The organism is Solilutibacter silvestris (genome assembly GCF_050574925.1).
Taxonomy (GTDB): domain Bacteria; phylum Pseudomonadota; class Gammaproteobacteria; order Xanthomonadales; family Xanthomonadaceae; genus Solilutibacter; species Solilutibacter silvestris_A.
The window spans coordinates 544,769-571,718 of sequence record NZ_JBCMOO010000003.1; the positions used below are offsets into that span (position 1 = coordinate 544,769).

The following is a 26,950-nucleotide window of genomic DNA, read 5'->3' on the forward strand; positions in this document are numbered from 1 at the left end:
CCGGAGCGATGCCCGCACTGCAGGCCCGCATCCTCGAATCGCTCGACGCCATTCCCGCCGGGCGCTGGGACGCACTGCATTCCAGCGATCACCCCTTCGTTCGCCATGCCTTCCTGTCGGCGCTGGAACGCACAGGCTGCCTGCGCGCCGATTGGGGCTGGGCGCCGCATCACCTGACGCTGTGGGACGAGGAAACGCTGGTCGCCGCGGCGCCGATGTACCTGAAGTCCAATTCGCATGGCGAGTTCGTGTTCGATTTCGCCTGGGCGCACGCCTATGCCCAGCACGGCCTCGAGTACTACCCGAAATGGTTGTGCGGCGCGCCTTATTCGCCGGTCACCGGGCCACGCCTGCTGGCGCAAACGCCGGAGCTTCGCCAGGCGCTTGCGAACGCAATGACGAAGCTGTGCAGCGCGCAGGAGTTGTCGTCGGTGCACGTCAATTTTCATCCCAAAGATGAAGATTCCGGCTTTGGTGAAGACTGGCTGCTGCGCGAGGACATCCAGTACCACTGGAACAACCGCGATGGCTGGAAGACATTCGACGACTACCTCGCCGCGATGGATGCCAAGCATCGCAAGAACATCCGCCAGGAACGCGCCAAGGTCGAACGCGCCGGCGTGACCTTCCGCGTCGTGCACGGCGATGAAGCCAGCGACGCCGATCTCGCGGCGATCCACGGTTTCTACCTGCAGACCTTCGCCGAATACGGCAACTCGCCGGCATTGACGCTGGAATTCCTCCGCGAAATCGCTCGGACGATGCCGCGGCAATTGGTGCTGTTCATCGCCGAAGTCGATGGCGAGGCCATCGCCGGCGCGCTCTGCCTGCGTGGCGGCGACACCTTGTATGGCCGTTACTGGGGCAGTCATGCACAGCTGCCGGGCCTGCATTTCGAGACCTGCTACTACCAGGGCATCGATTACTGCCTGCGGCATGGACTGACACGTTTCGAGCCCGGCGCACAAGGCGAACACAAGATCGCGCGCGGCTTCCTGCCCACGCTCGTGCGTAGTCGCCACTGGATCGCCGACCCGCGCTTCCGCGGTGCGTTGGATGACTGGTGCGCCGCCGAACGTCGCGATGTCCGCCGCCATGCCGCGCGATTGCATCGGCACTCGCCATTCCGTGATGGCGACATCCGGTCATGATTCCGGTCCTGCCCGCCGATCCGGACACGCCATTCCCGCCCGTGGAACGCGCCCTGCGCCAGCCGGACGGCCTGCTCTGCGCCGGTGGCGACCTGTCGCCGACGCGCCTGCTCAATGCCTACCGCTACGGCATCTTTCCGTGGTTCAACCCGGGGGAACCGATCCTGTGGTGGTCGCCGGATCCGCGCATGGTGTTTCGCACGGATGGCGTGCGCCTGTCGACGAAGTTCCGCCGTGGATTGCGCCATGGCACCTGGACCCTGCGCGCCGACACCGCTTTCGCCGAGGTCATGCGCGCCTGCGCGACCTCGCCGCGCCCGGGCCAACGCGGGACCTGGATCGGCGCGGGCATGATCGATGCCTACGTGGAACTGCATCGACTTGGCCATGCCCATTCGGTCGAGGTCTTCGACGGTGAACGTCTCGTCGGCGGCATCTACGGCGTCGCCATCGGCCGGATGTTCTACGGCGAATCGATGTTCTCCGGCGAATCCGGCGGCTCCAAGATCGCGCTGGCCGCGCTCGCCCGACTCCTGCGAGACCGCGGCTGGCCATTGATCGATGCCCAGGTCGAGAGCCCGCACCTGCGCACCCTCGGCGCGGAAACGCTGCCGCGAGACCTGTTCGCGCGACGGATCGCGGCGCTGGTGGACCTGCCCGGAGTCGTCGGGCCGTGGACTGCCGATCTTCCTGGCTTGCCTGTCTCCGGGCTGGCCGACTAGACCTATTTCGGACCGGGTCTGGCCGCTTTTTGCGCCGATCCCGTTGGCATGCGACAATTCCCCTCTTTCGGGCGCCGCACCGGCTGCCCACCTACTTGAGTATTTATGGCGAAAGACGACGTCATCGAGTTCGAAGGCACGATCTCCGAGACCCTGCCGAACACCATGTTCCGGGTCAAGCTGGAGAACGGGCACGAGATCATTGCCCACATTTCCGGGCGCATGCGCAAGAACTACATCCGCATCCTGACCGGCGACCGCGTCAAGGTCGAGATGACGCCCTACGACCTGACCAAGGGCCGCATCACCTATCGCCATCGCTGATCGCGGCGATACGCACCAAAGAAAAAGGCGACCCGAGGGTCGCCTTTTTCGTGCCTGCTACGATCAAACCACCGGCGCGGTTTCTTCCTTCGGCGCCGCCGGGCTGGCGGCTTCGATGTTCAGCACCAGGCCGTCATCGTTGGCGTCGAGGCCGACATGGCCGCCCTCCACCAGCTTGCCGAACAGCAGCTCGTCGGCGAGCGGGCGCTTGACCTTGTCCTGGATCAGGCGCGCCATCGGGCGCGCGCCCATCAGCGGATCGAAGCCGTTCTGCGCCAGCCACTCGCGCGCCTTCTGCGTGGCGGACAGGGTGACGTGCTTCTCCTGCAACTGCGCTTCGAGTTCGATCAGGAACTTGTCGACCACGCGCAGGATGTGATCGGTGCCCAGCGCCTGGAACTGCACGATCGCATCGAGGCGATTGCGGAATTCCGGACTGAAGCCCTTGCGGATCACTTCCATCGCATCCGTGCTGTGGTCCTGGCGGGTGAACCCGATGCTGCGACGCGCGGCCTGGGCGGCGCCGGCATTGGTCGTCATCACCAGGATCACGTTGTGGAAGTTGGCTTCGCGACCGTTGGTGTCGGTCAGCACGCCGCGGTCCATCACCTGCAACAGGATGTTGAAGATGTCGGGATGCGCCTTCTCGACTTCATCGAGCAACAGCACGCAATGCGGCGTCTTGACGATTTTCTCGGTCAGCAAGCCGCCCTGGTCGAACCCGACATAGCCCGGAGGCGCGCCGATCAGGCGACTGATCGAATGCGGCTCCATGTACTCGCTCATGTCGAAGCGCACCAGTTCGATGCCGAGCTGCATCGCCAGCTGCTTGGTCACCTCGGTCTTGCCGACGCCCGTGGGCCCGGCGAACAGGAAGCTGCCGATCGGCTTGTCGGGATTGCCGAGGCCGGAACGCGCGAGCTTGATCGCCGACGCCAGCGTCTCGATCGCCGGATCCTGGCCGAAGATCACCATCTTCAGGTTGCGCTCGAGCTGCTGCAGGGTGTCCTTGTCGCTGGTGTTGACCTGCTTGGGCGGGATGCGCGCCATCTTGGCGACGATGGTCTCGATCTCCTCGACATCGATCACCGACTTGCGCAGCGTTTCCGCGATGATGCGCTGGCGGGCGCCGGCCTCGTCGATCACGTCGATCGCCTTGTCGGGCAGCAGGCGGTCGTTGATGTGTTTCACCGAGAGATCGACCGCAGCCTGGATCGCGTCATCGGCATAGCTCACACCGTGGTGCGCCTCGTACTTCGGCTTCAGGCCCTTGAGGATCTCGACGGCCTCGTGCACGGTCGGCTCGACGATGTCGATCTTCTGGAAACGACGGGCGAGCGCGCGATCCTTCTCGAACACGCCTCGATATTCCTGGAAGGTGGTCGAACCGATGCAGCGCAGTTCGCCCGACGACAGCGCCGGCTTGATCAGGTTGCTGGCGTCCATCGTTCCGCCCGACGCCGAACCGGCGCCGATGATGGTGTGGATCTCGTCGATGAACAGCACCGCGTTCGGAATCTTCTTGAGCGCGGCCAGCACGGCCTTGAGGCGCTTCTCGAAATCGCCGCGGTACTTCGTTCCGGCGACCAGGCTGCCGAGGTCGAGCGAGAAGATCGTCGCGTCCTTCAGCACTTCCGGCACGTCGCCCTCGACGATGCGCTTGGCCAGGCCCTCGGCGATCGCGGTCTTGCCGACGCCGGCCTCGCCGACGTAGAGGGGATTGTTCTTGCGGCGGCGGCACAGCACCTGGATCGTGCGCTCGATTTCATCGGCGCGGCCGACCAGCGGATCGATCTTGCCTTCCTTCGCAGATGCGTTGAGGTTGGTCGCGAACTCGGCCAGCGGATCGCCGCCACCGGCGCTGCCGCCCTCCTCGCCCTCGCCTTCCTCGCCGGAACGCGAGGCATCGGACGACGCCTGTTCCTCGCCATGCTTGGACAGGCCGTGCGAAATGAAATTGACCACGTCGAGGCGGGTCACGTCCTGCTGGTTGAGCAGGTAGACCGCGTGCGAATCCTTCTCGCCGAAGATCGCCACCAGCACGTTGGCGCCGGTGACTTCGGCCTTGCCGGAGCTCTGGACGTGGTAGACGGCGCGTTGCAGCACGCGCTGGAAGCCCAGCGTCGGCTGGGTGTCGCGGCCGTCGTCTTCCGGCAGCACCGCGACCGAGGCTTCGATCGCGCGTTGCAGGTCGGCCTTCAGGCGCGGGATATCGGCGCGGCAGGCGGTCAGGACTTCACGCGCGGCGGGATTGTCGACCAGCTCCAGCAGCAGGTGTTCCACGGTCATGAATTCGTGGCGCTGCTCGCGGGCGTGCTTGTAGCACTGGCCGATGGTGGTCTCGAGGTCTTTGGAAAACATGGAGCTTTCCCCAATGATGGTCTGGGACCGTTATGGGGACGACGCTACGCCTTTTCCACCCGGCACAACAAGGGATGCTGTTCCAGCCTGGCGTATTCGTTCACCTGCCCGGCCTTGGACTCGGCGACGTCGCGGGTATAAACCCCGCACACGGCCTGGCCACGGGTATGGACGTGGAGCATGATCTGGGTCGCCTTCTCCAGGTCCATGGCGAAAAAGCGCGTCAAAACCTCCACCACGAAGTCCATCGGGGTGAAATCGTCGTTCAGCATCAGCACCGCATAGCGCGAAGGTGGCTGCGTTTCTGGCCGCGCAACCTCGGCCACGGTACCGCGCTCTTGGGCGGTGTCGCGTTCCTGGCTCATGCGCCAATTATAAATCCTGACATTACAAAACGCCTCCCGCCGAATGGACGCCGCCGGGCCGTGACCCCACAATGGCTTGATTCCGCTGGGGATTCTTGATGTGAGCTACCGCGAAGGCCGTTTCTGGCAACCCGACGTCACCGTCGCCACCGTGGTGGTGCGCGATGGCCGCCTGCTGATGGTCGAGGAAAGCGCCGGTGGCCGCGTGGTGATCAACCAGCCAGCCGGCCACCTCGAACCCGACGAGACGCTCCAGGCCGCCGCCCTGCGCGAGACGCTGGAGGAAACCGGCTGGCACGTGCGGCTGACCGCCTTCATCGGCGCCTACCAATGGACCGCGCCCCCGGCGCCGGAAGGCTCGGGCCGCCACTACCTGCGCTTCGCCTTCGCCGCGGAGCCGGTCGAACACGACGCCGCGCGTTCGCTCGACGACGGCATCATCGCCGCGCACTGGTGGACGCCGGCGGAGCTGGAGGCACGCATGGCCGACCATCGCAGCCCGATGGTATGGCGCGTGGCCCAGGACTTCCTTTCCGGTCGCCGCTACCCGCTCGACATGGCCGCGCAGCTGAAGTGAGCGTGGTGCAGTGAGCGCGGCGAACATCATCGTTGGCCTGTCCGGGGGCGTCGACTCCTCGGTGGCGGCGTTGCGCCTGCGCGACGCCGGCGAATCGATCGCCGGATTGTTCATGCAGAACTGGGCCGACGACGGCAGCGGCGAATGTCGCGTGGAAGACGATCGTCGCGACGCGGTGGCAGTGGCGGGACGACTCGGGATTCCGATCCACTTCCGCGACTTCTCCAGCGAATACTGGGATGGCGTGTTCCGCCACTTCCTCGACGAATACGCCGCCGGGCGCACGCCCAACCCGGACGTGCTGTGCAATCGCGAAGTGAAGTTCAAGCATTTCCTTGATGCCGCCCGCGATCTCGGCGCCGAACAGATCGCCACCGGTCATTACGCGCGCATCGACGAGCGCGACGGCCGCTGGCGGCTGCTGCGCGCGATCGACGGCGACAAGGACCAGAGTTATTTCCTGCACCAGCTCGGGCAGGCGCAACTCGCGGCGACGCGCTTCCCGCTAGGCGAGCTGCACAAGCCCGACGTGCGCAAAATGGCCGCCGAAGCAAAACTGCCGACCGCGGCGAAGAAGGATTCCACCGGCATCTGCTTCATCGGCGAACGCGACTTCCGCACCTTCCTCTCGCAATACCTGCCGATGCAGGCTGGCGAGATCCGCACGCCCGACGGCAGCGTCCTCGGCGAACACCAGGGCGTGTTCTTCCATACCCTCGGCCAGCGCGGCGGCCTGCAACTGGGCGGTGTGCGCGGACGCGATGCCGCGCCGTGGTACGTGGTCGGCAAGGATGTCGCCCGCAACATCCTCTATGTCGAACAAGGCCACGATTCGCCGTGGCTGCAATCGAACCGCCTGCGTTCGGAAACCATGCACTGGATTTCCGGCGAAACGCGCCCCACATCGTTCCAGTGCCTGGCGCAGACGCGCTACCGCCAACCGGCGGAAGCCTGCACCGTGATCCCGCGCGACGACGGCAGCGTCGACGTGCAATTCGCGCGGCCGCAACGCGCGGTGACGCCAGGACAATCGCTGGTCCTTTACGATGGCGATGAATGCCTCGGCGGTGCAGTGATCGCCGCCACCGATGCCCCCCTCGAACCGACATTCAATCCGATATTTTCTGCATGAGCCAAGCCCCAGTCCAGGATCGCGTCCTCGCCCTCGCCGGCCTCGCCCAGGCATTGGTGCAAGTACGCCGCCTCGCCGAAAACGGCCAGGCCGACGTGCGCGCGATGGATGGCGTGCTCGCGAGCGTGTTCCAGCTCGATCCCGAAAGCACCGACGACGTCTACGGCACCGTCAGCACGATTCGACCCGGCCTGTTGCGCCTGCGCGAACAGCTGCGCAAGGAATCACGCGATCCGCAATTCCCGAAACTGGTGATGGGCGTCCTCGCGCTGGAACGCAGCTACAGTCGCGATAGCGACGTGCAGCGCAGGTTGCGCGACGACATCGGGCAACTCGCCGCGCACAGCGCCGGACAAGAGCCGACACAACCGGCAGTCCTCAACGCCCTCGCCGACCTCTACGTGAAACACATCAGCCCGCTGTCGCCGAAGGTGATGGTGCAAGGCAATCCGCATTACCTCAACCAGACTGGCGTGGTCGGCGAAATCCGCGCGCTGCTGTTGGCGGCGCTGCGTTCCGCGGTGTTGTGGCGGCAGCTCGGCGGATCGTCGCTGGATTTTTTGTTGCAGCGGAAGCGGATGACGGACAGCGTTGAGCAGTTGTTGCAGCGAAGCTGAGCTAATTAACCCAACCAATTGATTGCGATCAATGCACCGGCGTCTTGGCTAGCATTTGGACAATAGCTGGAATCGGTGTCAATAACCACCATTCGATACTTATCGTTGCTTCTGCGAGAACAACCAATCTCGCCACCATAATCCGGGATACATATCGTCGGGAAGCAAGTGGTTCAGCTCGGCATACTCTTTGAACCAAATACGTTTGCCACCAGCATCCTTTATTGTCTCGAAGAACCTGCGATCTGCGTCAATGCGGTTGTCGGTATCGGCATCACTGTGAATCATCAAGATCGGCTTGTCCTTGTATAAATCAACGAGTGCGTCATTCGGCGCGATACCAGCAATCGGAATCATTGCAGCGAACAGAGTCGGCTGTTTAGCTTCAAGCTGCCAAGTCGTTGATCCACCCATGGAGAACCCGAATGCATAGACACGCTTTCGATCTACCTGATTGCGGGCAATGAAGTCGTTGATGAGTTCGATCGCACTGTCGACGACCAGAGAAGGCTCGACACTCAGATCGGGGGGCATTGGCGAATAGTTGACGCTGCGGATCGGAAACTGCGGCAGAATGACGTAGGACTGATAGCGCTCGCGCAATTCGGGCGCGGCCCAAGCTTTGGCAAAGGGGGTCAACTGGCTCCGATTATCGACGCCGATTGCAGCGGAGCCATGCAGTTGCACAACCAATGGATAGCGGATACCTGGTTGTAAATGCGAGGGAATGAGAACCCGGTACGGGATTGTCACTCCGTTTGAGGCTTTGAACTCATGCTGTTCGAACTGCTGCCCACTCAAGGTCGCGAGCCTGTCAAAGTTCAAGGCAGGTACATTCCTGACGAGTTCGTGTCTGGCACCGATAGACGCGCACCCACCCAAAGTTGCAAAAGCGAGCACAGCCGCTAGAGACAGTCGCATCATGACTGTTGTTCGCAGTGGTTTTCGGAAACAAACGAGGTAATGACCTGCCGAATCCTAAACTTTAACCAGTCCGGTCCGCGGTCATTCATGTCGTCATGCCTAGAACCGTCGATCGAGACAATGCAACGACGATTAGTGATCAACCGAGTCGGCAATACGCCCGCATCGGCCGGAAAATCACCCCCCCTAATCGAAAGGACACGAATCGACTTGCTCCGGGGCAATGGGAAGCGGCGATTGTCTAGGGTAATCAGTGTTTGTGCGAACCCTGGTTGTTGTTGCAATGCCATGGATGAATAGTCGCCGCCGTTAGAATGACCAACCAAAGTCAGGGATTTCTTCCATTCGTATTGAGGATACTTGCGACTCAATTCGCGTCGAACGGCATGCAAATCATCTACGCCTCTCTGCCAGCCTGGACTACGGTCCGCAATGATATTTCCACTGACTCCATCGGATGGATCTCCGGGAAGAACCGATTGGATTCCGATTGCCAAATAGCCGAAATTATTAAAAATTTCGGCAACGAACCGATAATCATCCGGCCCCAACCCACCTCCAGGCGCAATGAGTGCCACAGCGCATTTATGCCTGAGTGTGCATTTCCTTTCCGAGGCCGGGAAAGAAATCCGGACGGGAATGTCACGCGACCGGACACTATCGTAAACAGTCTCTTGAGTAATTCTTGCTGATGACAGATTCAAAGCAAGAATGGACGAAGCTGCAGTTATCAAAAGCATTCAAGACCTCAGAGCATGCCTTCGGGATGTCCCGAAAAGCTGTTGCAATAAAAGCATATTGTTTGCATCCGACTGATCGCACTCAGATGCCTCCGCATGTTGCAGCCGAGAGCAGCGCGACTAGGTTATGAGCAAAGCTGAATTACTCATGTTGCGGCACCTCCAAATAGTTCGGTCCGCGTAATATTGCGATCTGGCCCGCGTGTCCGCAAAGGATATTATCTTTTGGCAGCTTCAAGAATATCTAACAATGTCTCAAGCTTTGCAGTCTCGTTGAATGCGTTGAGAGCATTCGAGAGTGCAGCTCGACATCTGTCGTTCACGCTTGCGGCCGACGAACTATCGGTTACTCCTGCTGCTATCAGCCACCAAGTAAAGTCCCTCGAAGACCGTCTTGGCGCTCGCCTATTTCGGCGCACGTCAAAGGGGTTGGTCATCACTGATGAAGGCCTCGCTCTAGTGCCAACGTTGAGCGATACATTTACGCGTCTCGGACATCTGCTGGATCAATTTGAAAATGGCCACCGACGCGAGGTGCTGACGGTCAGCGTCGTGGGCACCTTTGCAAGTGGCTGGCTATTCTCGCGACTAAGAGATTTTGAAGAGCGCCACCCCTTCATCGATCTGCGCTTGCTTACCAATAACAACCGGGTAGATGTAGCAGGTGAAAGCTTGGATTTCGCAATCCGCTTCGGAGACGGTGCTTGGCACGGATTACACGCCGAGCGTCTATTGGACGCCCCCATGTCGCCACTGTGTTCACCCCTAACTGCTGCCCGCCTGCAAAGGCCGGAAGACCTACGTGATGTGCCGCTGTTGCGCTCTTATCGACCACAAGACTGGCCGGCGTGGTTCGACGCCGCTGGCTTGACTCCTGTGCCAGCGCGTGGACCAATCTTTGATGCATCTTCATTGATGGCGCAAGCAGCCATAGATGGATATGGGGTTGCGCTGGTACCGGTATGCATGTTTGAACGAGACATCGAAAACGGAAGATTGGCTCAACCATTCCCTATCCTTGTCGACACCGGAGCATACTGGTTGGTAATGCAAAAGAGTCGCCAGATCACGTCCGCAATGAATGCTTTCAGATCGTGGCTTTTGACTCTGTTATCCAAGGCATAAGGAGCAACTCTGCAGGTCCCGCATCATGAAAAACGCCCGGAAACCCCGGGCGTTTTCTTTACACCTTGTCGCGCGAGAATCAGGCCGCGACCTTGTCCGCCACTTCCTTGTATTCCTCGATCTGGTCGAAGTTCATGTAGCGGTAGATCTCGGCGCCCTTGCTGTTGATCACGCCGATGTCCGCCATGTACTCCACGCGGGTCGGGATGCGGCCGAGGCGCGAGCAGATCGCCGCCAGTTCCGCCGAGCCGAGGTACACGTTGGTGTTGCGGCCCAGACGGTTCGGGAAGTTGCGGGTCGAGGTCGAGAACACCGTTGCGCCCTCGCGCGCCTGCGCCTGGTTGCCCATGCACAGCGAGCAGCCCGGCATTTCCATGCGCGCACCGGCGGTGCCGAAGGTGCCGTAGTGGCCTTCCTTGGTCAGCTCCGAGGCATCCATCTTGGTCGGCGGCGCGACCCACAGGCGCGTCGGGATGTCGCGCTTGCCTTCCAGCAGCTTGGCGGCCGCGCGGAAGTGGCCGATGTTGGTCATGCACGAACCGATGAAGACTTCGTCGATCTTGGCGCCAGCGACATCGGACAGCGTCTTCACGTCATCCGGATCGTTCGGGCAGGCAACGATCGGCTCGACGATCTCGTTGAGGTCGATGTCGATCACCGCGGCGTATTCGGCATCGGCATCGCCTTCCAAAAGCTGCGGATTCGCCAGCCAAGCTTCCATCGCCTTGATGCGGCGCAACAGCGAACGCGCATCGGCATAACCTTCGGCAATCATCCACTTCAGCAGCGTGATGTTGCTGTTGAGGTATTCGATGATCGGCGCCTTGTCGAGCTTGACCGTGCAACCGGCAGCCGAACGTTCGGCCGAGGCATCGGACAGTTCGAACGCCTGCTCGACCTTCAGCTGCGGCAGGCCTTCGATCTCGAGGATGCGACCGGAGAAGATGTTCTTCTTGCCCTGCTTCGCCACCGTCAGCAGGCCCTGCTTGATCGCGGCCAGCGGAATCGCGTTGACGAGATCGCGCAGGGTCACGCCCGGCTGCATCTCGCCCTTGAAGCGCACCAGCACCGATTCCGGCATGTCCAGCGGCATCACGCCGGTCGCGGCGGCAAATGCCACCAGGCCCGAACCCGCCGGGAAGGAAATGCCGACCGGGAAGCGCGTGTGCGAATCGCCGCCGGTGCCGACGGTATCGGGCATCAGCATGCGGTTGAGCCACGAGTGGATCACGCCGTCGCCCGGGCGCAACGCGATGCCGCCGCGGTTGCTGATGAAGGTCGGCAGTTCGTGGTGGGTCTTGACGTCGACCGGCTTCGGATAGGCCGCGGTGTGGCAGAACGACTGCATCACCAGGTCGGCGGAGAAGCCAAGGCAGGCCAGATCCTTCAGTTCGTCGCGCGTCATCGGGCCGGTGGTGTCCTGCGAACCCACCGAAGTCATCTTCGGCTCGCAGTAGGTGCCCGGACGGATGCCCTTCCCTTCCGGCAGGCCGCAGGCGCGACCGACCATCTTCTGCGCCAGCGAATAGCCCTTGCCGGTATCGACGGGGTTGTGCGGCAGGCGGAACAACGTCGAAGCCGGCAGGCCCAGCGCTTCGCGCGCCTTCGCGGTGAGGCCGCGACCGACGATCAGCGGGATGCGGCCACCGGCGCGCACTTCATCCAGCAGCACGTCGGACTTCAGCGCGAATTCGGCGATCACCTTGCCGTCCTTCAGCGCCTTGCCCTCGTACGGACGCAGTTCGACCACGTCGCCCATGTTCATCTGCGACACGTCGAGCTCGATCGGCAGCGCGCCGGCATCTTCCATCGTGTTGTAGAAGATCGGCGCGATCTTCGAGCCCAGGCAAACGCCACCGAAGCGCTTGTTCGGGATGAACGGAATGTTTTCGCCGGTGAACCACAGCACCGAGTTGGTGGCGGACTTGCGCGAGGAACCGGTACCGACGACGTCACCGACGTAGGCGACGAGATGACCCTTGTCCTTCAGCGATTCGATGAACTTCACCGGGCCGCGCTTGCCGTCTTCTTCCGGAGTGATGCCGTCGCGGGCGTTCTTGAGCATGGCCAGCGCGTGCAACGGGATGTCCGGACGCGTGGTGGCGTCGGGCGCCGGCGACAGGTCGTCGGTATTGGTTTCGCCGGTCACCTTGAACACGGTGATGGTCATCGATTCCGGCACTTCCGGCTTGCTGGTGAACCATTCGGCGTCGGCCCAGCTCTGCAGCACGGCCTTGGCGTTGGCATTGCCCTTCTCGGCCTTTTCCTGCACGTCGTGGAAGGCGTCGAACATCAGCAGCGTGTGCTTGAGCGCATTGGCGGCGACGGTGCCGACTTCGGCGTCGTCGAGCAGTTCGATCAGCGGATGGATGTTGTAACCACCGAGCATGGTGCCCAGCAGTTCGGTGGCGCGCTGGCGCGAGATCAGCGCGTTCTTCTCGGTGCCGAACGCGACTGCGGCGAGATACGAGGCCTTGACCTTGGCGGCGTCATCGACGCCGGCGGGCACGCGATTGGTGATCAGATCGAGAAGGAACTGTTCTTCACCGGCCGGAGGATTCTTCAGCAATTCGATGACATCGGCCGTCTGCTGCGCGGTCAGCGGCAGCGGCGGGATGCCGAGGGCGGCACGTTCGGCGACGTGCTGGCGATAGGCTTGCAACATGGTGTGCTCCGGTGGTTCTGGTGAAAAGGAAATATGGGGGAGACGGGTTATTCGTTCGCGGGGACGATCAGCTTCAATCCCTTGAAGTAGTCGCGATGGAAGGCGGTATCGAACGTGACCAGTCCATCGCACTGCAGCAGTGCGTGCGCACCGACGAGGAAATCGGCGATCGGACGTTCTTCGCCCGCCCGCGTGCGGTGGCGACGCTGCATCTCGCCGGCACGCACCGCGGACTTGGATTCGATGGCGCTGAAATGCACGCCCATTTCCTCGAGCGCGGCCAGCGCATCGGCACCGTTGCGCAAGGCGGAACACAGTTCAGCCAGCGAGGCATCGCACAGCACCACGCGGCCACTACCGAGGCATTGCCGCAGGCAGGCCTCGACCGCATCGGCGCGCGGGCCATCGGTCAGCAGTTCGACCAGGACGGGCGTGTCGACGGCGATCATTTCTTCTTGCCCGGCTCGCCGGCGTCGTCGAGGGCGAACTTGCCGCGGACGCGGGAAATCGCGTCATCCACGTTCTTGCGCAGGACAATCCGGCTGCCATCCAGCTCGACCTTGAGGACGCTGCCCTTGGTCAGGCCCAGCGCGTCACGCACGGCCTTGGGCAGTGTGATCTGGCCACGTTCGGCGACGATCGCTTCCATCCCGGCATGCCTCGTTTGGTATGCACGAATTATACATACTTGACGTGACATACTCAATCCGGACCTGCCCCCCCACCAAGGTCGCAGGCGCATGTCACGGACGCTGGCGGATAATGGATCCAGCCTGCTTTCCCCCTTCGGAGCACCGCAATGGCCGATTCCTTCAATACCCGCGCCCAACTCGAGGTCAACGGGAAGTCCTACACCTATTCCAGCCTGCCCAAGCTGGGCGAGAAGTTCGATCTCGCCACGCTGCCCTACTCCATGAAGATCCTGCTGGAGAACCTACTGCGCAACGAGGACGGCGGCCAAACCGTCGGACCGGAACACATCGAGGCGGTGGCGAACTGGAATCCCAAGGTCGAACCGGACACCGAGATCGCCTTCATGCCGGCGCGCGTGGTGCTGCAGGACTTCACCGGCGTGCCCTGCGTGGTCGACCTCGCGGCGATGCGCGACGCGGTGACCAAGCTCGGCGGCAAGGCCGAACAGATCAATCCGCTGATTCCGTCGGAACTGGTGATCGACCATTCGGTGCAGGTCGACGTTTTCGGTCGCCCCGACGCGCTCGACCTCAACGGCAAGATCGAATTCGAACGCAACCAGGAGCGCTACAGCTTCCTGCGCTGGGGCCAGAAAGCGTTCCAGGACTTCAAGGTTGTGCCGCCGAATACCGGCATCGTCCACCAGGTGAATCTCGAGAATCTCGCCCGCGTGGTGATGGAACGCGACATCGCCGGCCAGGCCTGGGCCTTCCCGGACACCGTGTTCGGCACCGATAGCCACACCACGATGATCAACGGCATCGGCGTGCTCGGCTGGGGCGTCGGTGGCATCGAAGCGGAAGCCGCGATGCTGGGCCAGCCGTCGTCGATGCTGATTCCGCAAGTGGTCGGCTTCAAGCTCACCGGCAAATTGCCCGAAGGCACCACCGCCACCGACCTGGTGCTGACGGTGACGCAGATGCTGCGCAAGCTCGGCGTGGTCGGCAAATTCGTCGAGTTCTACGGCGAAGGACTGCAGCACCTGCCGCTGGCCGATCGCGCGACGATCGCCAACATGGCGCCGGAATACGGCGCGACCTGCGGCATCTTCCCGATCGATGCGGAATCGCTGAACTACCTGCGCCTGTCCGGACGCAGCGACGCGCAGATCGCGCTGGTCGAGGCGTATGCCAAGACGCAGGGCCTGTGGCACGACGCCAACTCGCCGCACGCCGAATACTCGGCGACGCTGGAACTCGACATGGGCGACGTCAAGCCGTCGCTGGCCGGCCCCAAGCGTCCGCAGGATCGCGTGCTGCTGGAAAACGTGCACGCCAATTTCGAGGAGAACCTCGGCCCACTGGTCGCCAATCGCAAGGCCAAGGGCGTGGGTTGCGCGATCGAGGAACTCAAGGGCGAAGGCGGCGACCAACCGCAGGCCGAACATCTCGCGGCCAAGCCGGTGTCGAAGATCCGCATCAAGGACCAGGACGCCGAATTGAACGACGGCTCGGTGGTGATCGCGGCGATCACCTCGTGCACCAACACCTCGAATCCGGCGGTGATGCTCGGTGCCGGCCTGCTCGCGCGCAATGCCGCCGCCAAGGGCCTGACCGCGGCACCATGGGTCAAGACCTCGCTCGGCCCGGGTTCGCGTGTCGTCACCGACTATCTCGAGAAAGCCGGCGTGCTCGACGATCTCGAGAAGCTCGGCTTCTATGTCGTCGGCTACGGTTGCACCACCTGCATCGGCAACTCCGGCCCGTTGCCGGACGTGGTGTCCAAGGGCATCGCCGAGAACGAACTGGTGGTGGCTTCGGTGCTGTCGGGCAACCGCAACTTCGAAGGCCGCGTCCATCCGGAAGTGAAGGCGAACTACCTCGCCTCGCCGCCGCTGGTGGTCGCCTATGCGATCGCCGGCACCGTCAACATCGACCTGACGAAGGAGCCGCTCGGCAAGGATACGAATGGCAATCAGGTCTACCTGCGCGACATCTGGCCGACGAACAAGGAAATCGGTGACGTCATCGCCGCGACCGTCGGTCCGGAACTGTTCGCGCAGAACTACGCCGACGTCTTCAAGGGCGACACTCGCTGGAACCAGATCGCGTCGCCGGAAGGCCAGTCCTACAAGTGGGATGCGTCTTCGACCTACATCAAGAATCCGCCCTACTTCAACGGCATGACGATGCAGGTCGGTTCGATCGGCGATATCCACGGCGCGCGCGTACTCGGTCTGTTCGGCGATTCGATCACCACCGACCACATCTCGCCGGCCGGCAACATCAAGAAGGATTCGCCGGCGGGCCGCTTCCTGCAGGAACGTGGCGTGCAACCCGTGGACTTCAACAGCTACGGTTCGCGTCGCGGCAACGACGACGTGATGGTGCGCGGCACCTTCGCCAACATCCGCATCAAGAACCTGATGCTGGGTGGCGAGGAAGGTGGCAACACGCTGTATTACGGCAAGAATGGCGGTGCCGGCGAAAAGCTCGCCATCTACGACGCGGCGATGAAGTACAAGGCCGACGGCACGCCGCTGGTGGTGCTGGCCGGCAAGGAATACGGCACCGGTTCGTCGCGCGACTGGGCCGCCAAGGGCACCAACCTGCTTGGCGTCAAGGCGGTGATCGCGGAGAGCTTCGAACGCATCCATCGCTCCAACCTGGTCGGCATGGGCGTGCTGCCCTGCCTGTTCAAGGATGGCGAGAACGCCGCGTCGCTCAGCCTCGACGGTTCGGAAACCTTCGACATCACCGGCCTGCAGGACGGCGCATCGAAGACCGCGCAAGTCACCGCAATCCGGACCGATGGCAGCACCAAGTCGTTCGAGGTCAAGGTGATGCTGCTGACACCGAAGGAAGTCGAATACTTCCGCAACGGCGGCCTGCTGCAGTACGTGCTGCGCCAGCTGGCGTCGCGCAAGGCGGCTTGAGCGTCATCGCGACAGGGGACCGGGTCAGCCGAGAGACGGCGGTTCCCTTCCGCGACACGCCGTGAATACATCCATGTAGGCTCGTCCGCCGCATCCATGCGGCGGAACGGTCGCTTCAGGGAATCCGCCATCCCTCGGCTCGCTCCATAGCGTCCGCACGCCCCCGCTCGAATTGCGTCGCACATCGCAACTGCTGCAATGCAGCACCCTTGCCGCTTGCCGCACGTGCAGCGCGCATGCTCCAATCGCTGAACGATCCATACTCCACCGCAGTGTGCAAGGAACAACAGGAATGAGCGAAATCGAGCGCCCGTGGCTGGCCAGTTATCCGAAGGGTGTTCCCGCCACCATCGATCCCGATTCCTATGGTTCCATCAATGAAGTGCTGGAACGCGCGATCAGCAAGCACAGCGATCGCGATTCGTTCCATTGCATGGGCAAGACGATCACCTATGGCGAGTTCGATCGCCTCAGCGCGAATTTCGCCTCGTTCCTGCTCAACACGCTGAAGCTCTCCAAGGGCGACCGCGTCGCGGTGATGATGCCCAACTGCCTGCAGCAACCGATCGCCACCTTCGGCATCCTGCGCGCCGGCCTGACCGTGGTGAACGTCAATCCGCTGTATACCGTGCGAGAACTCGAGCACCAGCTCAAGGATTCCGGTGCTGTCGCGATCGTCGTGGTCGACAACTTCGGCAAGACATTGCAGGAAGCCCTGCCCGAAACCGACGTCAAGCACGTCGTCATCACCGGTCTTGGCGACCTGCTCGGCGGCCTCAAGGGCGCGCTGGTCAACTTCGTCGTCAAGAACGTCAAGAAGATGGTGCCGGCGTATTCGATCCCGGGCGCCATCCGCTATCGCGATGCCTTGGCCGCGGGCGCGAATGCGCAACTGCCCAAGGTCGAAGTCAGGAATACCGACATTGCCTTCCTGCAGTACACCGGCGGCACCACTGGCGTCGCCAAGGGCGCGATGCTGACGCACCGCAACCTGGTATCGAACATGCTGCAGGCCGGCGCATGGATTTCGCCGAATGTGAGCGAGGATCGCCAGGAAACCATCATCACCGCGCTGCCGCTGTACCACATCTTTGCGCTGACGGCGAACGGCCTGGTGTTCATGGAACTCGGTGCGCGCAACATTCTCATCACCAATCCGCGCGACATGCCGGGCTTCGTGAAGGAACTGAAGAAGCACAAGTTCACTGCGTTCACCGGCGTCAACACGCTGTTCAACGGCCTGCTCAACACGCCGGGATTCGACCAGGTCGATTTCTCCCACCTGCGCCTGTCATTGGGCGGCGGCATGGCCGTGCAACGCAGCGTCGCCGAACGCTGGAAGGCCGTCACCGGCTGCACTTTGGCGGAAGCCTACGGCCTGACCGAAACATCGCCCGCGGCCTGCATCAATCCGCTCGACCTGCCCGCCTACAACGGTTCGATCGGACTGCCGATTCCGTCCACCGACGTCTGCATCAAGGATGACGACGGCAACATTCTGCCGATGGATGGCAGCGCGGTCGGCGAGCTGTGCATCAAGGGCCCGCAGGTGATGGCCGGCTACTGGCAGCGTCCCGCCGAAACCGCGCAACAGATCGATGCGAACGGCTGGCTGCATACCGGCGACATGGCGCGAATCGAACCCAGCGGCTTCGTCTTCATCGTCGACCGCAAGAAGGACATGATCCTGGTGTCCGGCTTCAACGTGTATCCGAACGAGGTCGAAGACGTGATCGCGTCGATGCCGGGCGTGGCCGAAGTCGCCGCGGTCGGCGTGCCCGACGAGCATTCCGGCGAAGCGGTGAAAGTGGTGATCGTGAAGAAGGATCCGTCGCTGACCGCCGAACAGGTGATCGCCTACGCCAAGGAAAACCTCACCGGCTACAAGCGTCCGCACATCGTCGAGTTCCGCACGGAACTGCCGAAGACGAATGTCGGCAAGATCCTGCGGCGCGAGTTGCGGGACAGCGCGGCGAAAGCGTAAACGCTCCGACGAGCATAAAAACGACACGGGTTGCGTCAGTCGGCGGGTGAATCCCTGGCGCGACCGTTCCGCCGCATGGATGCGGCGGACGAGCCTACATGGATGTATTCACGGCGTGTCGCAGAAGGGATCACCTGCCTGCTGACGCAATCCCGGCGATATCTTCGGTGCTTACGCTTCCGGCCGCATGTAGGGGAACAGCAGCACGTCGCGGATCGAGGCCGAACCGGTGAGCAGCATCACCAGGCGATCGATGCCGATGCCGAGGCCACCGGTCGGCGGCAGGCCGACTTCCAGCGCACGGATGTAGTCGGCGTCGAAGTGCATGGCTTCGTCGTCGCCGGCGTCCTTGGCGTCCACCTGTGCCTGGAAACGCGCGGCCTGGTCTTCCGGATCGTTCAACTCGGAGAAACCGTTGGCGATTTCCTTGCCGTTGACGAACAGCTCGAAGCGATCGGTGATGCCCTTGTCGCTGTCGTTCTCGCGCGCCAACGGCGACACTTCCACCGGATGCTGGGTGATGAAGGTCGGCTGGATCAGGGTGTGTTCCACCGTCTTCTCGAAGATTCCGAGCAGCAGCTTGCCCCAGCCGTAACCGTCCTTGACCTGCACACCGAGGCGCTTGGCATGCGCGGCCATCGCGGCGCGATCGCGCAATTCCTCGCGCTTGATCTCGGGGTTGTGTTCCAGCACCGCGTCTTCCATCGTCCAGCGACGGAAGGTCGGGCCGACATCGATCTGCGCGCCGTCCCATTCCAGCTGCGTCGTGCCAAGCACATGCTGCGCGGTGTCGCGGATCACCGATTCGGTGAGGTCCATGATCTCGTTGTAGGTGGCGTAGGCCTGGTACAACTCGAGCATGGTGAACTCGGGGTTGTGCCGGGTCGACACGCCCTCGTTGCGGAAATTGCGGTTGATCTCGTAGACGCGATCGAAGCCGCCAACCACCAGGCGCTTCAAATACAGCTCGGGCGCGACGCGCAGGAACAGGTCGAGGTCGAGCGCGTTGTGGTGGGTGATGAAGGGCTTGGCCGTGGCGCCGCCGGGGATGATGTGCATCATCGGCGTTTCCACTTCCATGAAGCGACGCGGTTCGGCTTCCAGCCACTGGCGGATGAAACCAATGATGCGCGAGCGCTTCTGGAAGGTGTCGCGCGCTTCCTGGGTCACGATCAGGTCGACATAGCGCTGGCGATAGCGCTGCTCGACGTCGGCCATGCCATGGTGCTTGTCGGGCAACGGGCGCAGGCTCTTGGTGAGCAGGCGCAGCGCATCCACCTTCACCGACAGTTCGCCGGTCTTGGTGCGCATCAGCACGCCTTCGGCGCCGACGATGTCGCCCATGTCCCAGCCCTTGAACGCCTCGTAGGCGTCGCCCACGGTGCCGGCATGGATGAACAGCTGGATGCGGCCGGTCATGTCCTGGATCTGGGCGAAGCTGACCTTGCCCTGCACGCGCTTGAGCACGATGCGACCGGCGACCTTCACCCGGCGCGCCGCGGCTTCGATGGATTCGGCCGTATGCGCGTCCTTGTCGGCGTATTCGTCCTGCAGGTCGCCGACGAAGCTGTCGATCTTGAAGTCGTTCGGGAACGCGATGCCCTGCCCGCGCAGCGCCGTCAGTTTTTCGCGGCGCTCGGCGATCAGCTTGTTCTCGTCGACGGGTTGGGACTCGGTGATGTCGTTCATCGGTGAACTCGAAAAATGATTACTGGCTGGCTCAGACCATGTCGGCGCGCTTGGAACCCGCATCCAGGCCCGATTTCAGGCTGGCCTCGACGAATTCGTCGAGGTCGCCGTCGAGCACCTTCTGGGTATCGCTGCGTTCGACGCCGGTGCGCAGATCCTTGATGCGCGACTGGTCGAGCACGTAGTTGCGGATCTGGCTGCCCCAGCCGATGTCGGACTTGGTCGCTTCCAGCGCGTCCTTCTCGGCGTTGCGCTTCTGCATCTCCAACTCGTACAGCTTGGCGGCGAGCATCTTCATCGCGGTGTCGCGGTTCTGGTGCTGGCTGCGCCCGGTCTGGCAGGCGACCACGGTGTTGGTCGGAATATGGGTGATGCGCACCGCCGACTCGGTCTTGTTGACGTGCTGGCCACCGGCGCCGGACGAGCGGTACACGTCGGTGCGAAGGTCGGCGGGATTGATGTCGATCTCGAAGCTGTCGTCCACTTCCGGCGACACGAACACGCTGGTGAAACTGGTGTGGCGGCGGTTGTCGGAATCGAACGGCGACTTGCGCACCAGGCGGTGCACGCCGATCTCGGTCTTGAGCCAGCCGTAGGCGTACTCGCCCTCGATGCGGACGGTAGCGGACTTGATGCCGGCGACGTCGCCGCCGCTCACTTCCATCAACTCGGTCTTCCAGCCGCGCGATTCGGCCCAGCGCAGGTACATGCGCAACAGCATTTCCGCCCAGTCCTGGGCCTCGGTGCCGCCGGCGCCAGCCTGGATGTCGACGAAGGCATTGGCCGAATCCATCTTGCCGGAGAACATGCGCTGGAATTCCAGCTGGTCGACGCCCTTCTCGTAGCGGTCGAGGTCGGCGACCACGGCCAGCGCGGTTTCCTCGTCGTCCTCCATTTCGGCGAGATCGAGCAGTTCGCCCGCGCCGCCGAGGCCGTCCTTCAGGTCGCGGATGCCGTTGACGGTCTTGTCGAGCGTCGAGCGTTCGCGGCCGAGGGCCTGCGCGCGTTCGGAATCGTTCCAGATATCGGGGTTTTCGAGCTCGCGCTCGACTTCCTCTAGACGCTCGCGCTTGGCGTCGTAGTCAAAGATACCCCCGGAGCGCATCGAGCCGACCGCTGAGGTCGGCGATGCGGGCTCGGACTGGATTGAGCTCGATCATGGTGCGGCAAATCAATGCGGAAACAGCCGTCCATGATAACAGCCGGGGCTCCCTCCCCGGCCATCAGTCGCTCATTCCACCTCGAATTCGCCCACCAGCACGGTGTCGTCCTTGCCGGCCAGGCGCAGGGTGACGGTCTTGTCCTGCTGGCGCGGCATGCCCCAGCCGGTGCTCAGCTTCAGCGACAGCGTGGTCGCGCCGGTCACGATCTGCTGGCGATCGCCGAAGTAATGCGCCTCGACCTTGTACTTGCCGGGCTTGGCGTGGCGAAGGACGAACTCCTCCGGGCCGTAGCCGCCGGTGAAGTCGTTCGAGAGCAGACCGCCCTGCCAGGTCTCCTTGTGGGCGTAGAAGCACTTCTCGCCGTTGGGATCGGTCACCCACAGGTCCATGTCGCTGTTGTCGCTGTCCCACGACAGTACCGCGCGCAGGTCGAGCGGCATGCTCTTCAACAGCCGCGGGTCGATAAAGGACGTATCCAGCGGTTGCGGGCTGGTGGCGACGATCTGGTTGAGTTCGTTCAACGCGACCAGCTCGACGCCGGCGAAGCGCGGATCCCACTCGCCGATGGCGACGTCGTTGAGGCGACGGATCGCTTCCTGGCGCTGGCCATCGGCAGCGAGCGCCAATGCAAGGTCGCGATGACTCTGCGGTTCCTCTTCGGCCATTTCCAGCACCTGGCGCAACACGCGCACGGCATGCGGATAGTCGCCAGCCTGCATCAGGCGATAGGCATAGACGCGCAGCACATGGCGATTGTCCAGCTCCAGTTCGGCGAGATTGGACAAGACGCGCATCGCCAGTTCTCGCTGCCCCCGCTTCAGCAGCAAATCGGCGACGTCGAGATAGAACGCGGTACTGGTGGCGTGGCTGTCGCGTTCGTCGAGATAGAGCGCGTACAACTGGCCTGCCGGTGCATCGCGCAGGCGACGTGCATATGGCGCGTCGGATTCCCAGGCTTGCAGGCGGATCACCGCGTCGCCATTTGCGGTTGAAGCCGACTTGTCCGCGCTGCCTGCGGGTGGCGGAGGCGGTGGTGGCGCCATGGCCGGAGCGGCGGGAGCCGCCATCGCCGCATCCGCGGCGACACTCGCGAGTTCCAGGCGCGATGATTCACGACGATCGGCTGCAGCGCCGACAGCTCCCCGCGCATGAAGCGCGGAAACCTTGGCTTCGGGCTTCGGTGCCGGCGGGTTTCCCTTGGGGAAATCACGCTGCCACCAGACCACACGCCTGGCGAACTCTTCGACGACGCGGTTGAGTCGCGCATTGCGTGCGTTGGCGCGCTTGCCCGCCTGTCCGTCGCGGATGCGCGCAACTTCTGCCTGCAAGGCCGGCGGCGCGGGAACGTCGTAGCGGACGTAGTCGGCCGGATCGTCCAGCACCAACAACGAGGTTCCGGCCGTGACCAGCGAGAAGTCATTGCCGAGACGCGTGATGGCGGCACGATTGCGTTCCGGTTCCGCAGCGAGCGTCGCGACCGTCCACGCCGCCCAGGCTTGCGGCACCTGCGTGCGCAGCTCATCACTGGAAGACACCGGGATGACGATGTCGCGCCTGCCGCGAGCGCCCTCCAGCGTGACGCGAATCGTGCCCTTCGGCGCACGCAGGCGTCCCGCGACGCGCAACATGCCATCGTCGATCCAGTGCGATTGCACCACCGGCGCATCGACGCCATCGCCCCGCATCGCCACGACATGCGTGCCGTCCTGCAAGAGTGCGCGAGCCGCCGCATCCACGCCGCTCGCATCCTGCCATGACACCAATCGACCGCCACGCGCTTCGGCCAGCGCCGCAAGTCGCGTCGCATCCGCAGACGCTCCCGACGAGGCCAACGCATACAGGCGCTGTCCGTCCGCAAGCGCCGGCATGGCCTGGTCGCCATCGTTCTGCAGGCCATCGCTGACCAGCAGGTATTCCCCCGCGCCGGCCATCGGCTTCCAGTCGGCGAGATTGGTGGAACCGTCGTACACCACCTTCGACAAGGCGTCGCGCAACGCGGACCAGTCGCCACCGCGGATCGCAAAACTGCCGCCGTCCTCACCGACATTGCGCAACAGGCGCAAGTGCACGCGACCATTGCCCATCGCCCTGAAGTAGCGATCGAGCAAACGCAATTCGCTGTCGTGGTCGCGCCTGCGCCCGGACGCCGAGGCATCCCACAGCAAGGCGACATCGCGCGGAATCACGCGCGGCTTCGATGCCATCGCGACTGGCACTTCCGCCATCGCGTAATGGGCATCGCCCTGTATTCCTGCATAAGCCTGCGGTGCGATCGCGGCCGGGAAGCGCAGCGTCAATCCATGCGCGGGATCGATCGCCGCGTGCTTCACCTCTGCCGCGTAGCCGGGGCCATCGCGTTGCAACCGGATCGGTGAAAACGCGCCGATGACGTCGGGCAGCTTGTGCCCGGCAATGCGCAGGGAGAACACGGGCGATTCGGACAGCAGCTGGACGGGCAATGCCAGCCGCCAGTCCCTGCCCTCGCGCGGCATGGTTTCGTCGATCACCAGCCGGACCTGTCGCGTTCCCTGCGGCGGAATCGGATAGACGCGCAGGCGGAAATGGTTGCCCGCGGTTTGTTCCAGCAATGCCGGATCGACGTTGCGACGTTCGATGCTCTCGAAGACCTGACGTCCACGCTCCTTCGGGACCGGCACTGCGTCGCGGAGGACGCCGTCGATGTCGAGCGCGAACGCCGTCACCTGCTGGCCCGCGCGCAAGGGGAAATCGAGGCTGCCTTCGAGTCGGCGATTGTTCGGATTGCGCAGGGTCAGCACGACCGTGGTGCGCGCCAGGCTGCCGGCGGTCTCCACCGTGACGCCGGCGTGTTCCAGTTTTACCGGGACGGCAGCACCGGCCGCCGTCACCAATGGCCGTGGCACCAGCGCGACTTCCGGCCGGGCGCGTTGCGCCGAACCATCCGGTGCAAGGCACAGCATCAAGACGGCACAACCGATCAGCAGGTGTTTCATCGCGGGTCCCCAGAAGGTGTCACAGATGGCAACGGCCGTGAACGGGAAACGGGGTTGCCGGCGTCAGGCCTCCTGCCCGAGGCGCTGGCGCAGGTTGGCGCGGTAGCTCCTGCTGCACGGCAATTGCCCGCCGTCCTTGAGATGCACGCGGGCATCGCCGGTCTCCAGGGGCTCGATCGAGGCGATGCGGTTCGCCCCGACGATGTGGCTGCGATGGACGCGCACGAATTCGGCAGGGTCCAGCTGCGCCTCGATGCCGGCCATCGTGCCGCGCATGGGGTACACGCGATCGCCAACGACCAGGTTGACGTAATTGCCGTTCGCCTCGATGCGCTCGATGTCGCGGGTGGCGATCAGGAATTCGCGGTCGAGCTTGCGCACCAGGAAACGCTCGGGCCGCGCCGGCTGCGCTTCGTCCACTTGCGGCACGCCTGCATCCGGCGGCGCAAGGACGCGTGCTTCGCCCCCGGAGCGCAGCAACAGGAAACGCGAAGCCCACGCCACCATCAGGATGAAGAAGTAGCTGCGGATGTCCTTCATGTACTCGTAGGCGAAACCGAGCCTCCAGTCACCGAAGTCGTATTGGCCGTGCATCCGTCGATAGACGAGCATTCGCAAGACCACCATCCCGACCACGTGCAGGATGCAGAAGGCAACGCTCGCCAGCAGATGCAGGGGCAATGCCCGGCGCCATGTTTCCAGCGTCAGCGGCAGGCGGCGGTTGAACCACAGCACCAGCGGGATCAGCAGGGCGATCATCAGCGAGCTGGTGATTTCCCAGGTCCAGGGTTCCCATGCCGACAGACCGGAGTGATCGGAACGCGCCACCAGTCCGTTGAGCACGGTATTGACCACCAGGATCGCCACCCAGACTGCCAGCGTGAGGGGATCGGACCAGCGCAGGCGGTCGCGGTGGAGCGTGGGTGGCATCGTCATGTCGCGGATTATCGCCGTGTTGCGGATCCTCGTCCCTGCAGCCCCGCGATTCGTCACCGGGATGGCGTCATTCGTCACCCAACCGTTGCCGCAAGTCGCGATTGGCCGAACACTGCCGCCTTCATTCCGGGAGACCGCCATGGATCGCCGCAAACTGTTGAAGTCCGCATTGTTCCTTCCGCTCGCCGGACTTGCGCCATCCGGATTGGCCCGCGCGATCGACGGACTGACGGCGTTGCGATCGCGATTGCGTCCGGGTTCGCCGGACTGGCCCGGTGCCACGGAGTGGTCGCGCCTCGATGCCGCGGTCGGCGGTCGCCTGCTGCGCCCGGTCTCGCCGTTCTCGGCCAAAGCGGCGCCGACCAAACGCGCGGAAGCCCTCGCCCATCTCAAGAATCCCTATTACCTCGGCGACGAACCCGCGCTCACCCAGACCAGTGGCTGGGCCGATGCCTGGCGTTCCAGCGTCAGTCCCTACGCCGTTGCCGCGACCAGCAGTCGCGATGTTGCCGCCGCCGTCAATTTCGCCCGCCAGCACCGGCTGCGCCTTGCCATCAAAGGCGGCGGCCACAGCTACCAGGGCACGTCCAACGCGCCGGATTCCCTGCTGATTTGGACGCGACGGATGAACGCCGTCACCCTGCACGACGACTTCGTGCCGGCCGGAACCACGGTGGCGCCGCAGCATGCCGTCTCCGTGGGCTCCGGCGCGCTCTGGGCCGACGCCTACGATGCAGTGACGACGCGTGGCGGCCGTTACGTGCAAGGCGGCGGCTGCATGACCGTCGGCGTGGCCGGACTGGTGCAAAGCGGTGGCTTCGGCAGTTTCTCCAAGCGCTGGGGCACGGCTGCCGGCAACGTACTGGAGGCGGAAGTCGTCACCGCCGATGGTCAGGTGCGCATCGCCAACGCGGCGACCCACCCCGACCTGTTCTGGGCGATCAAGGGCGGTGGTGGCGGCAGCATCGGCGTCATCACCCGACTTACCTTGCGCACCTTCGAGCTGCCGGAAACCTTTGGCGCGGTATTCGGATCGATTCGCGCACGCACGCCCGAGGCGTATCGCGCGCTGGTCGCCAAAGCCCTCGATTTCTATCGCACCGCGCTGTTCAATCCGAACTGGGGCGAGCAGATGCGTTTCGCGCATGGCGAAACCCTGGGGATCTCGATGGTGTTCCAGGGCATTTCCCGGGCCGATGCCGAACGCATCTGGGCGCCGTTCTCGGAATGGGTGAAGTCGCGCGACGACCTGGTGGTCGATCGCCGCATCGAGGCGATGGCATTGCCCGCACGCCATTTCTGGGACGCCGAATTCTTCCGCCAGCACGCCCCGGGGCTGATGGTCGACGACGATCGCGAAGGCGCAGCCCGTCACCACGTGCTGTGGGCAGGCGACCAGGACCAGGTGGGATGGTTCATCCACGCCTACCAGTCGGCGTGGTTGCCTTCGCAACTGCTGTCGGACGCACGACGCTCCGAACTGGTCGATGCCATCTGCGAAACCTCCCGGCAATGGGACATGGCACTGCATTTCAACAAGGGCCTTGGCGGCGCCGACCCGGCAGCCATCGAGCGCGCGCGCGACACCGCGACCCATCCGCAGATGCTGGACGCCTTCGCGCTGGCGATCATCGCCGCGTCCGGTGACCCGGCATTTCCCGGCATGGCCGATCCTGATCTTGCTGAAGCGCGACACCGCGCCAAGGGCGTCGAACGCGCCATGAACACCTTGCGTCGCGTCGCGCCCGATGCCGGTTCCTATGTCTCGGAAAGCAACTATTTCGAACGCGACTGGCAACGTTCGCACTGGGGCGCGAATTACCCGCGATTGGCGCGCGTCAAGGCGAAGTACGATCCGGATGGATTGTTCACCGTCCACCATGGCGTCGGCAGCGAACGCTGGAACAGCGACGGATTCGACCCGATGCGCTGAGA

General features: G+C 63.5%; 21 protein-coding genes. 10 read left to right on the plus strand and 11 right to left on the minus strand.

Annotation, left to right across the window (positions count from 1 at the left end):
* The first annotated feature begins 8 nt into the window (after positions 1-8).
* From ABE093_RS09275 to infA, 3 genes are all read left to right on the plus strand, one after another.
* Complete coding sequence (locus ABE093_RS09275; protein ID WP_430760584.1) at positions 9-1,151, plus strand: GNAT family N-acetyltransferase; 1,143 nt, start codon at positions 9-11, stop codon at positions 1,149-1,151.
* The gene (gene aat / locus ABE093_RS09280; protein WP_430760585.1) at positions 1,148-1,873 is read left to right on the plus strand and encodes a leucyl/phenylalanyl-tRNA--protein transferase; all 726 of its coding nucleotides are present in this window, start codon (positions 1,148-1,150) and stop codon (positions 1,871-1,873) included. Before ABE093_RS09275 ends, aat begins: the two co-directional genes overlap by 4 nt.
* 105 nt (positions 1,874-1,978) lie before the next feature.
* On the plus strand, positions 1,979-2,197 hold the full coding sequence (gene infA / locus ABE093_RS09285) for a translation initiation factor IF-1 (RefSeq protein WP_028839405.1): 219 nt from the start codon (positions 1,979-1,981) through the stop codon (positions 2,195-2,197).
* Between the two features lie 63 nt (positions 2,198-2,260).
* On the opposite strand, the gene clpA is transcribed toward infA, so the two are convergent.
* Together clpA and clpS are read right to left on the minus strand one after the other, a co-directional pair.
* On the minus strand, positions 2,261-4,558 hold the full coding sequence (clpA, locus tag ABE093_RS09290) for an ATP-dependent Clp protease ATP-binding subunit ClpA (protein ID WP_430760586.1): 2,298 nt from the start codon (positions 4,556-4,558) through the stop codon (positions 2,261-2,263).
* 44 nt (positions 4,559-4,602) lie between these two features.
* Positions 4,603-4,923, minus strand: coding sequence for an ATP-dependent Clp protease adapter ClpS (gene clpS / locus ABE093_RS09295; protein WP_430760587.1), 321 nt, complete (start codon positions 4,921-4,923; stop codon positions 4,603-4,605).
* A 100-nt stretch (positions 4,924-5,023) separates the two neighbouring features.
* Here clpS and ABE093_RS09300 point away from each other — a divergent pair, with 100 nt between their 5' ends.
* The 3 genes from ABE093_RS09300 to hflD are packed head-to-tail and all read left to right on the plus strand — an operon-like array spanning position 5,024 to position 7,249.
* Positions 5,024-5,500: an NUDIX hydrolase gene (locus ABE093_RS09300; protein ID WP_430760588.1), complete on the plus strand. Its 477-nt coding sequence runs from the start codon at positions 5,024-5,026 to the stop codon at positions 5,498-5,500.
* Positions 5,501-5,510: 10 nt separating this feature from the next.
* Positions 5,511-6,632: a tRNA 2-thiouridine(34) synthase MnmA gene (mnmA, locus tag ABE093_RS09305; protein WP_430760589.1), complete on the plus strand. Its 1,122-nt coding sequence runs from the start codon at positions 5,511-5,513 to the stop codon at positions 6,630-6,632.
* Positions 6,629-7,249: a high frequency lysogenization protein HflD gene (hflD, locus tag ABE093_RS09310; RefSeq protein ID WP_430760590.1), complete on the plus strand. Its 621-nt coding sequence runs from the start codon at positions 6,629-6,631 to the stop codon at positions 7,247-7,249. The genes mnmA and hflD overlap by 4 nt, the downstream gene beginning before the upstream one ends.
* A gap of 99 nt (positions 7,250-7,348) precedes the next feature.
* On the opposite strand, the gene ABE093_RS09315 is transcribed toward hflD, so the two are convergent.
* Positions 7,349-8,074, minus strand: a complete 726-nt coding sequence (locus ABE093_RS09315; protein WP_430760591.1) for a prolyl oligopeptidase family serine peptidase — start codon at positions 8,072-8,074, stop codon at positions 7,349-7,351.
* A 95-nt stretch (positions 8,075-8,169) separates the two neighbouring features.
* Complete coding sequence (locus ABE093_RS09320; RefSeq protein WP_430760592.1) at positions 8,170-8,913, minus strand: hypothetical protein; 744 nt, start codon at positions 8,911-8,913, stop codon at positions 8,170-8,172.
* A 273-nt stretch (positions 8,914-9,186) separates the two neighbouring features.
* Between ABE093_RS09320 and ABE093_RS09325 the strand changes: the two genes are divergently transcribed.
* Positions 9,187-10,038: a LysR family transcriptional regulator gene (locus ABE093_RS09325; protein ID WP_430760643.1), complete on the plus strand. Its 852-nt coding sequence runs from the start codon at positions 9,187-9,189 to the stop codon at positions 10,036-10,038.
* Between the two features lie 79 nt (positions 10,039-10,117).
* Here the strand turns inward: ABE093_RS09325 and acnB are convergent, their stop codons facing one another.
* The 3 genes from acnB to ABE093_RS09340 are packed head-to-tail and all read right to left on the minus strand — an operon-like array spanning position 10,118 to position 13,352.
* Positions 10,118-12,703, minus strand: a complete 2,586-nt coding sequence (gene acnB, locus ABE093_RS09330) for a bifunctional aconitate hydratase 2/2-methylisocitrate dehydratase (RefSeq protein ID WP_430760593.1) — start codon at positions 12,701-12,703, stop codon at positions 10,118-10,120.
* 47 nt (positions 12,704-12,750) lie between these two features.
* Positions 12,751-13,152: a type II toxin-antitoxin system VapC family toxin gene (locus tag ABE093_RS09335; RefSeq protein WP_430760594.1), complete on the minus strand. Its 402-nt coding sequence runs from the start codon at positions 13,150-13,152 to the stop codon at positions 12,751-12,753.
* The gene (locus ABE093_RS09340; RefSeq protein ID WP_430760595.1) at positions 13,149-13,352 is read right to left on the minus strand and encodes an AbrB/MazE/SpoVT family DNA-binding domain-containing protein; all 204 of its coding nucleotides are present in this window, start codon (positions 13,350-13,352) and stop codon (positions 13,149-13,151) included. The genes ABE093_RS09335 and ABE093_RS09340 overlap by 4 nt, the downstream gene beginning before the upstream one ends.
* A 150-nt stretch (positions 13,353-13,502) precedes the next feature.
* On the opposite strand from ABE093_RS09340, the gene acnA reads away from it, so the two are divergent.
* Entirely contained in the window at positions 13,503-16,271 is a 2,769-nt protein-coding gene (acnA, locus tag ABE093_RS09345; RefSeq protein WP_430760596.1) for an aconitate hydratase AcnA, read from the plus strand.
* 292 nt (positions 16,272-16,563) lie between these two features.
* Positions 16,564-18,255, plus strand: coding sequence for a long-chain-fatty-acid--CoA ligase (locus ABE093_RS09350; protein ID WP_430760597.1), 1,692 nt, complete (start codon positions 16,564-16,566; stop codon positions 18,253-18,255).
* Positions 18,256-18,426: 171 nt separating this feature from the next.
* On the opposite strand, the gene lysS is transcribed toward ABE093_RS09350, so the two are convergent.
* From lysS to ABE093_RS09370, 4 genes are all read right to left on the minus strand, one after another.
* On the minus strand, positions 18,427-19,944 hold the full coding sequence (lysS, locus tag ABE093_RS09355; RefSeq protein WP_430760598.1) for a lysine--tRNA ligase: 1,518 nt from the start codon (positions 19,942-19,944) through the stop codon (positions 18,427-18,429).
* A gap of 31 nt (positions 19,945-19,975) precedes the next feature.
* Positions 19,976-21,104, minus strand: a protein-coding gene (prfB, locus tag ABE093_RS09360) for a peptide chain release factor 2 (protein ID WP_430760599.1) whose coding sequence is annotated in 2 segments (ribosomal slippage) — positions 19,976-21,028 and positions 21,030-21,104 — 1,128 coding nt in all. Because the reading frame shifts where the segments join, the coding sequence is not laid out codon by codon here.
* A gap of 71 nt (positions 21,105-21,175) precedes the next feature.
* Positions 21,176-24,079, minus strand: a complete 2,904-nt coding sequence (locus ABE093_RS09365) for a VIT domain-containing protein (RefSeq protein WP_430760600.1) — start codon at positions 24,077-24,079, stop codon at positions 21,176-21,178.
* A 63-nt stretch (positions 24,080-24,142) separates the two neighbouring features.
* Entirely contained in the window at positions 24,143-25,015 is an 873-nt protein-coding gene (locus ABE093_RS09370; RefSeq protein ID WP_430760601.1) for a LytTR family DNA-binding domain-containing protein, read from the minus strand.
* 139 nt (positions 25,016-25,154) lie between these two features.
* Between ABE093_RS09370 and ABE093_RS09375 the strand changes: the two genes are divergently transcribed.
* Positions 25,155-26,948 carry an FAD-binding oxidoreductase gene (locus ABE093_RS09375; RefSeq protein ID WP_430760602.1) on the plus strand — a complete coding sequence of 598 codons (1,794 nt, stop codon included), beginning with the start codon at positions 25,155-25,157 and terminating at the stop codon, positions 26,946-26,948.
* The last annotated feature ends 2 nt before the right edge of the window (positions 26,949-26,950 follow it).

What these genes read in the sequence shown, in the direction of transcription:
- lysS (WP_430760598.1), bottom strand. Translation starts at nt 19,944, where the DNA reads ATGAACGACATCACCGAGTCCCAACCCGTCGACGAGAACAAGCTGATC.
- ABE093_RS09350 (WP_430760597.1), top strand. Translation starts at nt 16,564, where the DNA reads ATGAGCGAAATCGAGCGCCCGTGGCTGGCCAGTTATCCGAAGGGTGTT.
- ABE093_RS09365 (WP_430760600.1), bottom strand. Translation starts at nt 24,079, where the DNA reads ATGAAACACCTGCTGATCGGTTGTGCCGTCTTGATGCTGTGCCTTGCA.
- clpS (WP_430760587.1), bottom strand. Translation starts at nt 4,923, where the DNA reads ATGAGCCAGGAACGCGACACCGCCCAAGAGCGCGGTACCGTGGCCGAG.
- ABE093_RS09375 (WP_430760602.1), top strand. Translation starts at nt 25,155, where the DNA reads ATGGATCGCCGCAAACTGTTGAAGTCCGCATTGTTCCTTCCGCTCGCC.
- infA (WP_028839405.1), top strand. Translation starts at nt 1,979, where the DNA reads ATGGCGAAAGACGACGTCATCGAGTTCGAAGGCACGATCTCCGAGACC.
- ABE093_RS09320 (WP_430760592.1), bottom strand. Translation starts at nt 8,913, where the DNA reads ATGCTTTTGATAACTGCAGCTTCGTCCATTCTTGCTTTGAATCTGTCA.
- acnA (WP_430760596.1), top strand. Translation starts at nt 13,503, where the DNA reads ATGGCCGATTCCTTCAATACCCGCGCCCAACTCGAGGTCAACGGGAAG.
- acnB (WP_430760593.1), bottom strand. Translation starts at nt 12,703, where the DNA reads ATGTTGCAAGCCTATCGCCAGCACGTCGCCGAACGTGCCGCCCTCGGC.
- ABE093_RS09275 (WP_430760584.1), top strand. Translation starts at nt 9, where the DNA reads ATGCCCGCACTGCAGGCCCGCATCCTCGAATCGCTCGACGCCATTCCC.
- ABE093_RS09335 (WP_430760594.1), bottom strand. Translation starts at nt 13,152, where the DNA reads ATGATCGCCGTCGACACGCCCGTCCTGGTCGAACTGCTGACCGATGGC.
- clpA (WP_430760586.1), bottom strand. Translation starts at nt 4,558, where the DNA reads ATGTTTTCCAAAGACCTCGAGACCACCATCGGCCAGTGCTACAAGCAC.
- ABE093_RS09340 (WP_430760595.1), bottom strand. Translation starts at nt 13,352, where the DNA reads ATGGAAGCGATCGTCGCCGAACGTGGCCAGATCACACTGCCCAAGGCC.
- aat (WP_430760585.1), top strand. Translation starts at nt 1,148, where the DNA reads ATGATTCCGGTCCTGCCCGCCGATCCGGACACGCCATTCCCGCCCGTG.
- hflD (WP_430760590.1), top strand. Translation starts at nt 6,629, where the DNA reads ATGAGCCAAGCCCCAGTCCAGGATCGCGTCCTCGCCCTCGCCGGCCTC.
- ABE093_RS09370 (WP_430760601.1), bottom strand. Translation starts at nt 25,015, where the DNA reads ATGACGATGCCACCCACGCTCCACCGCGACCGCCTGCGCTGGTCCGAT.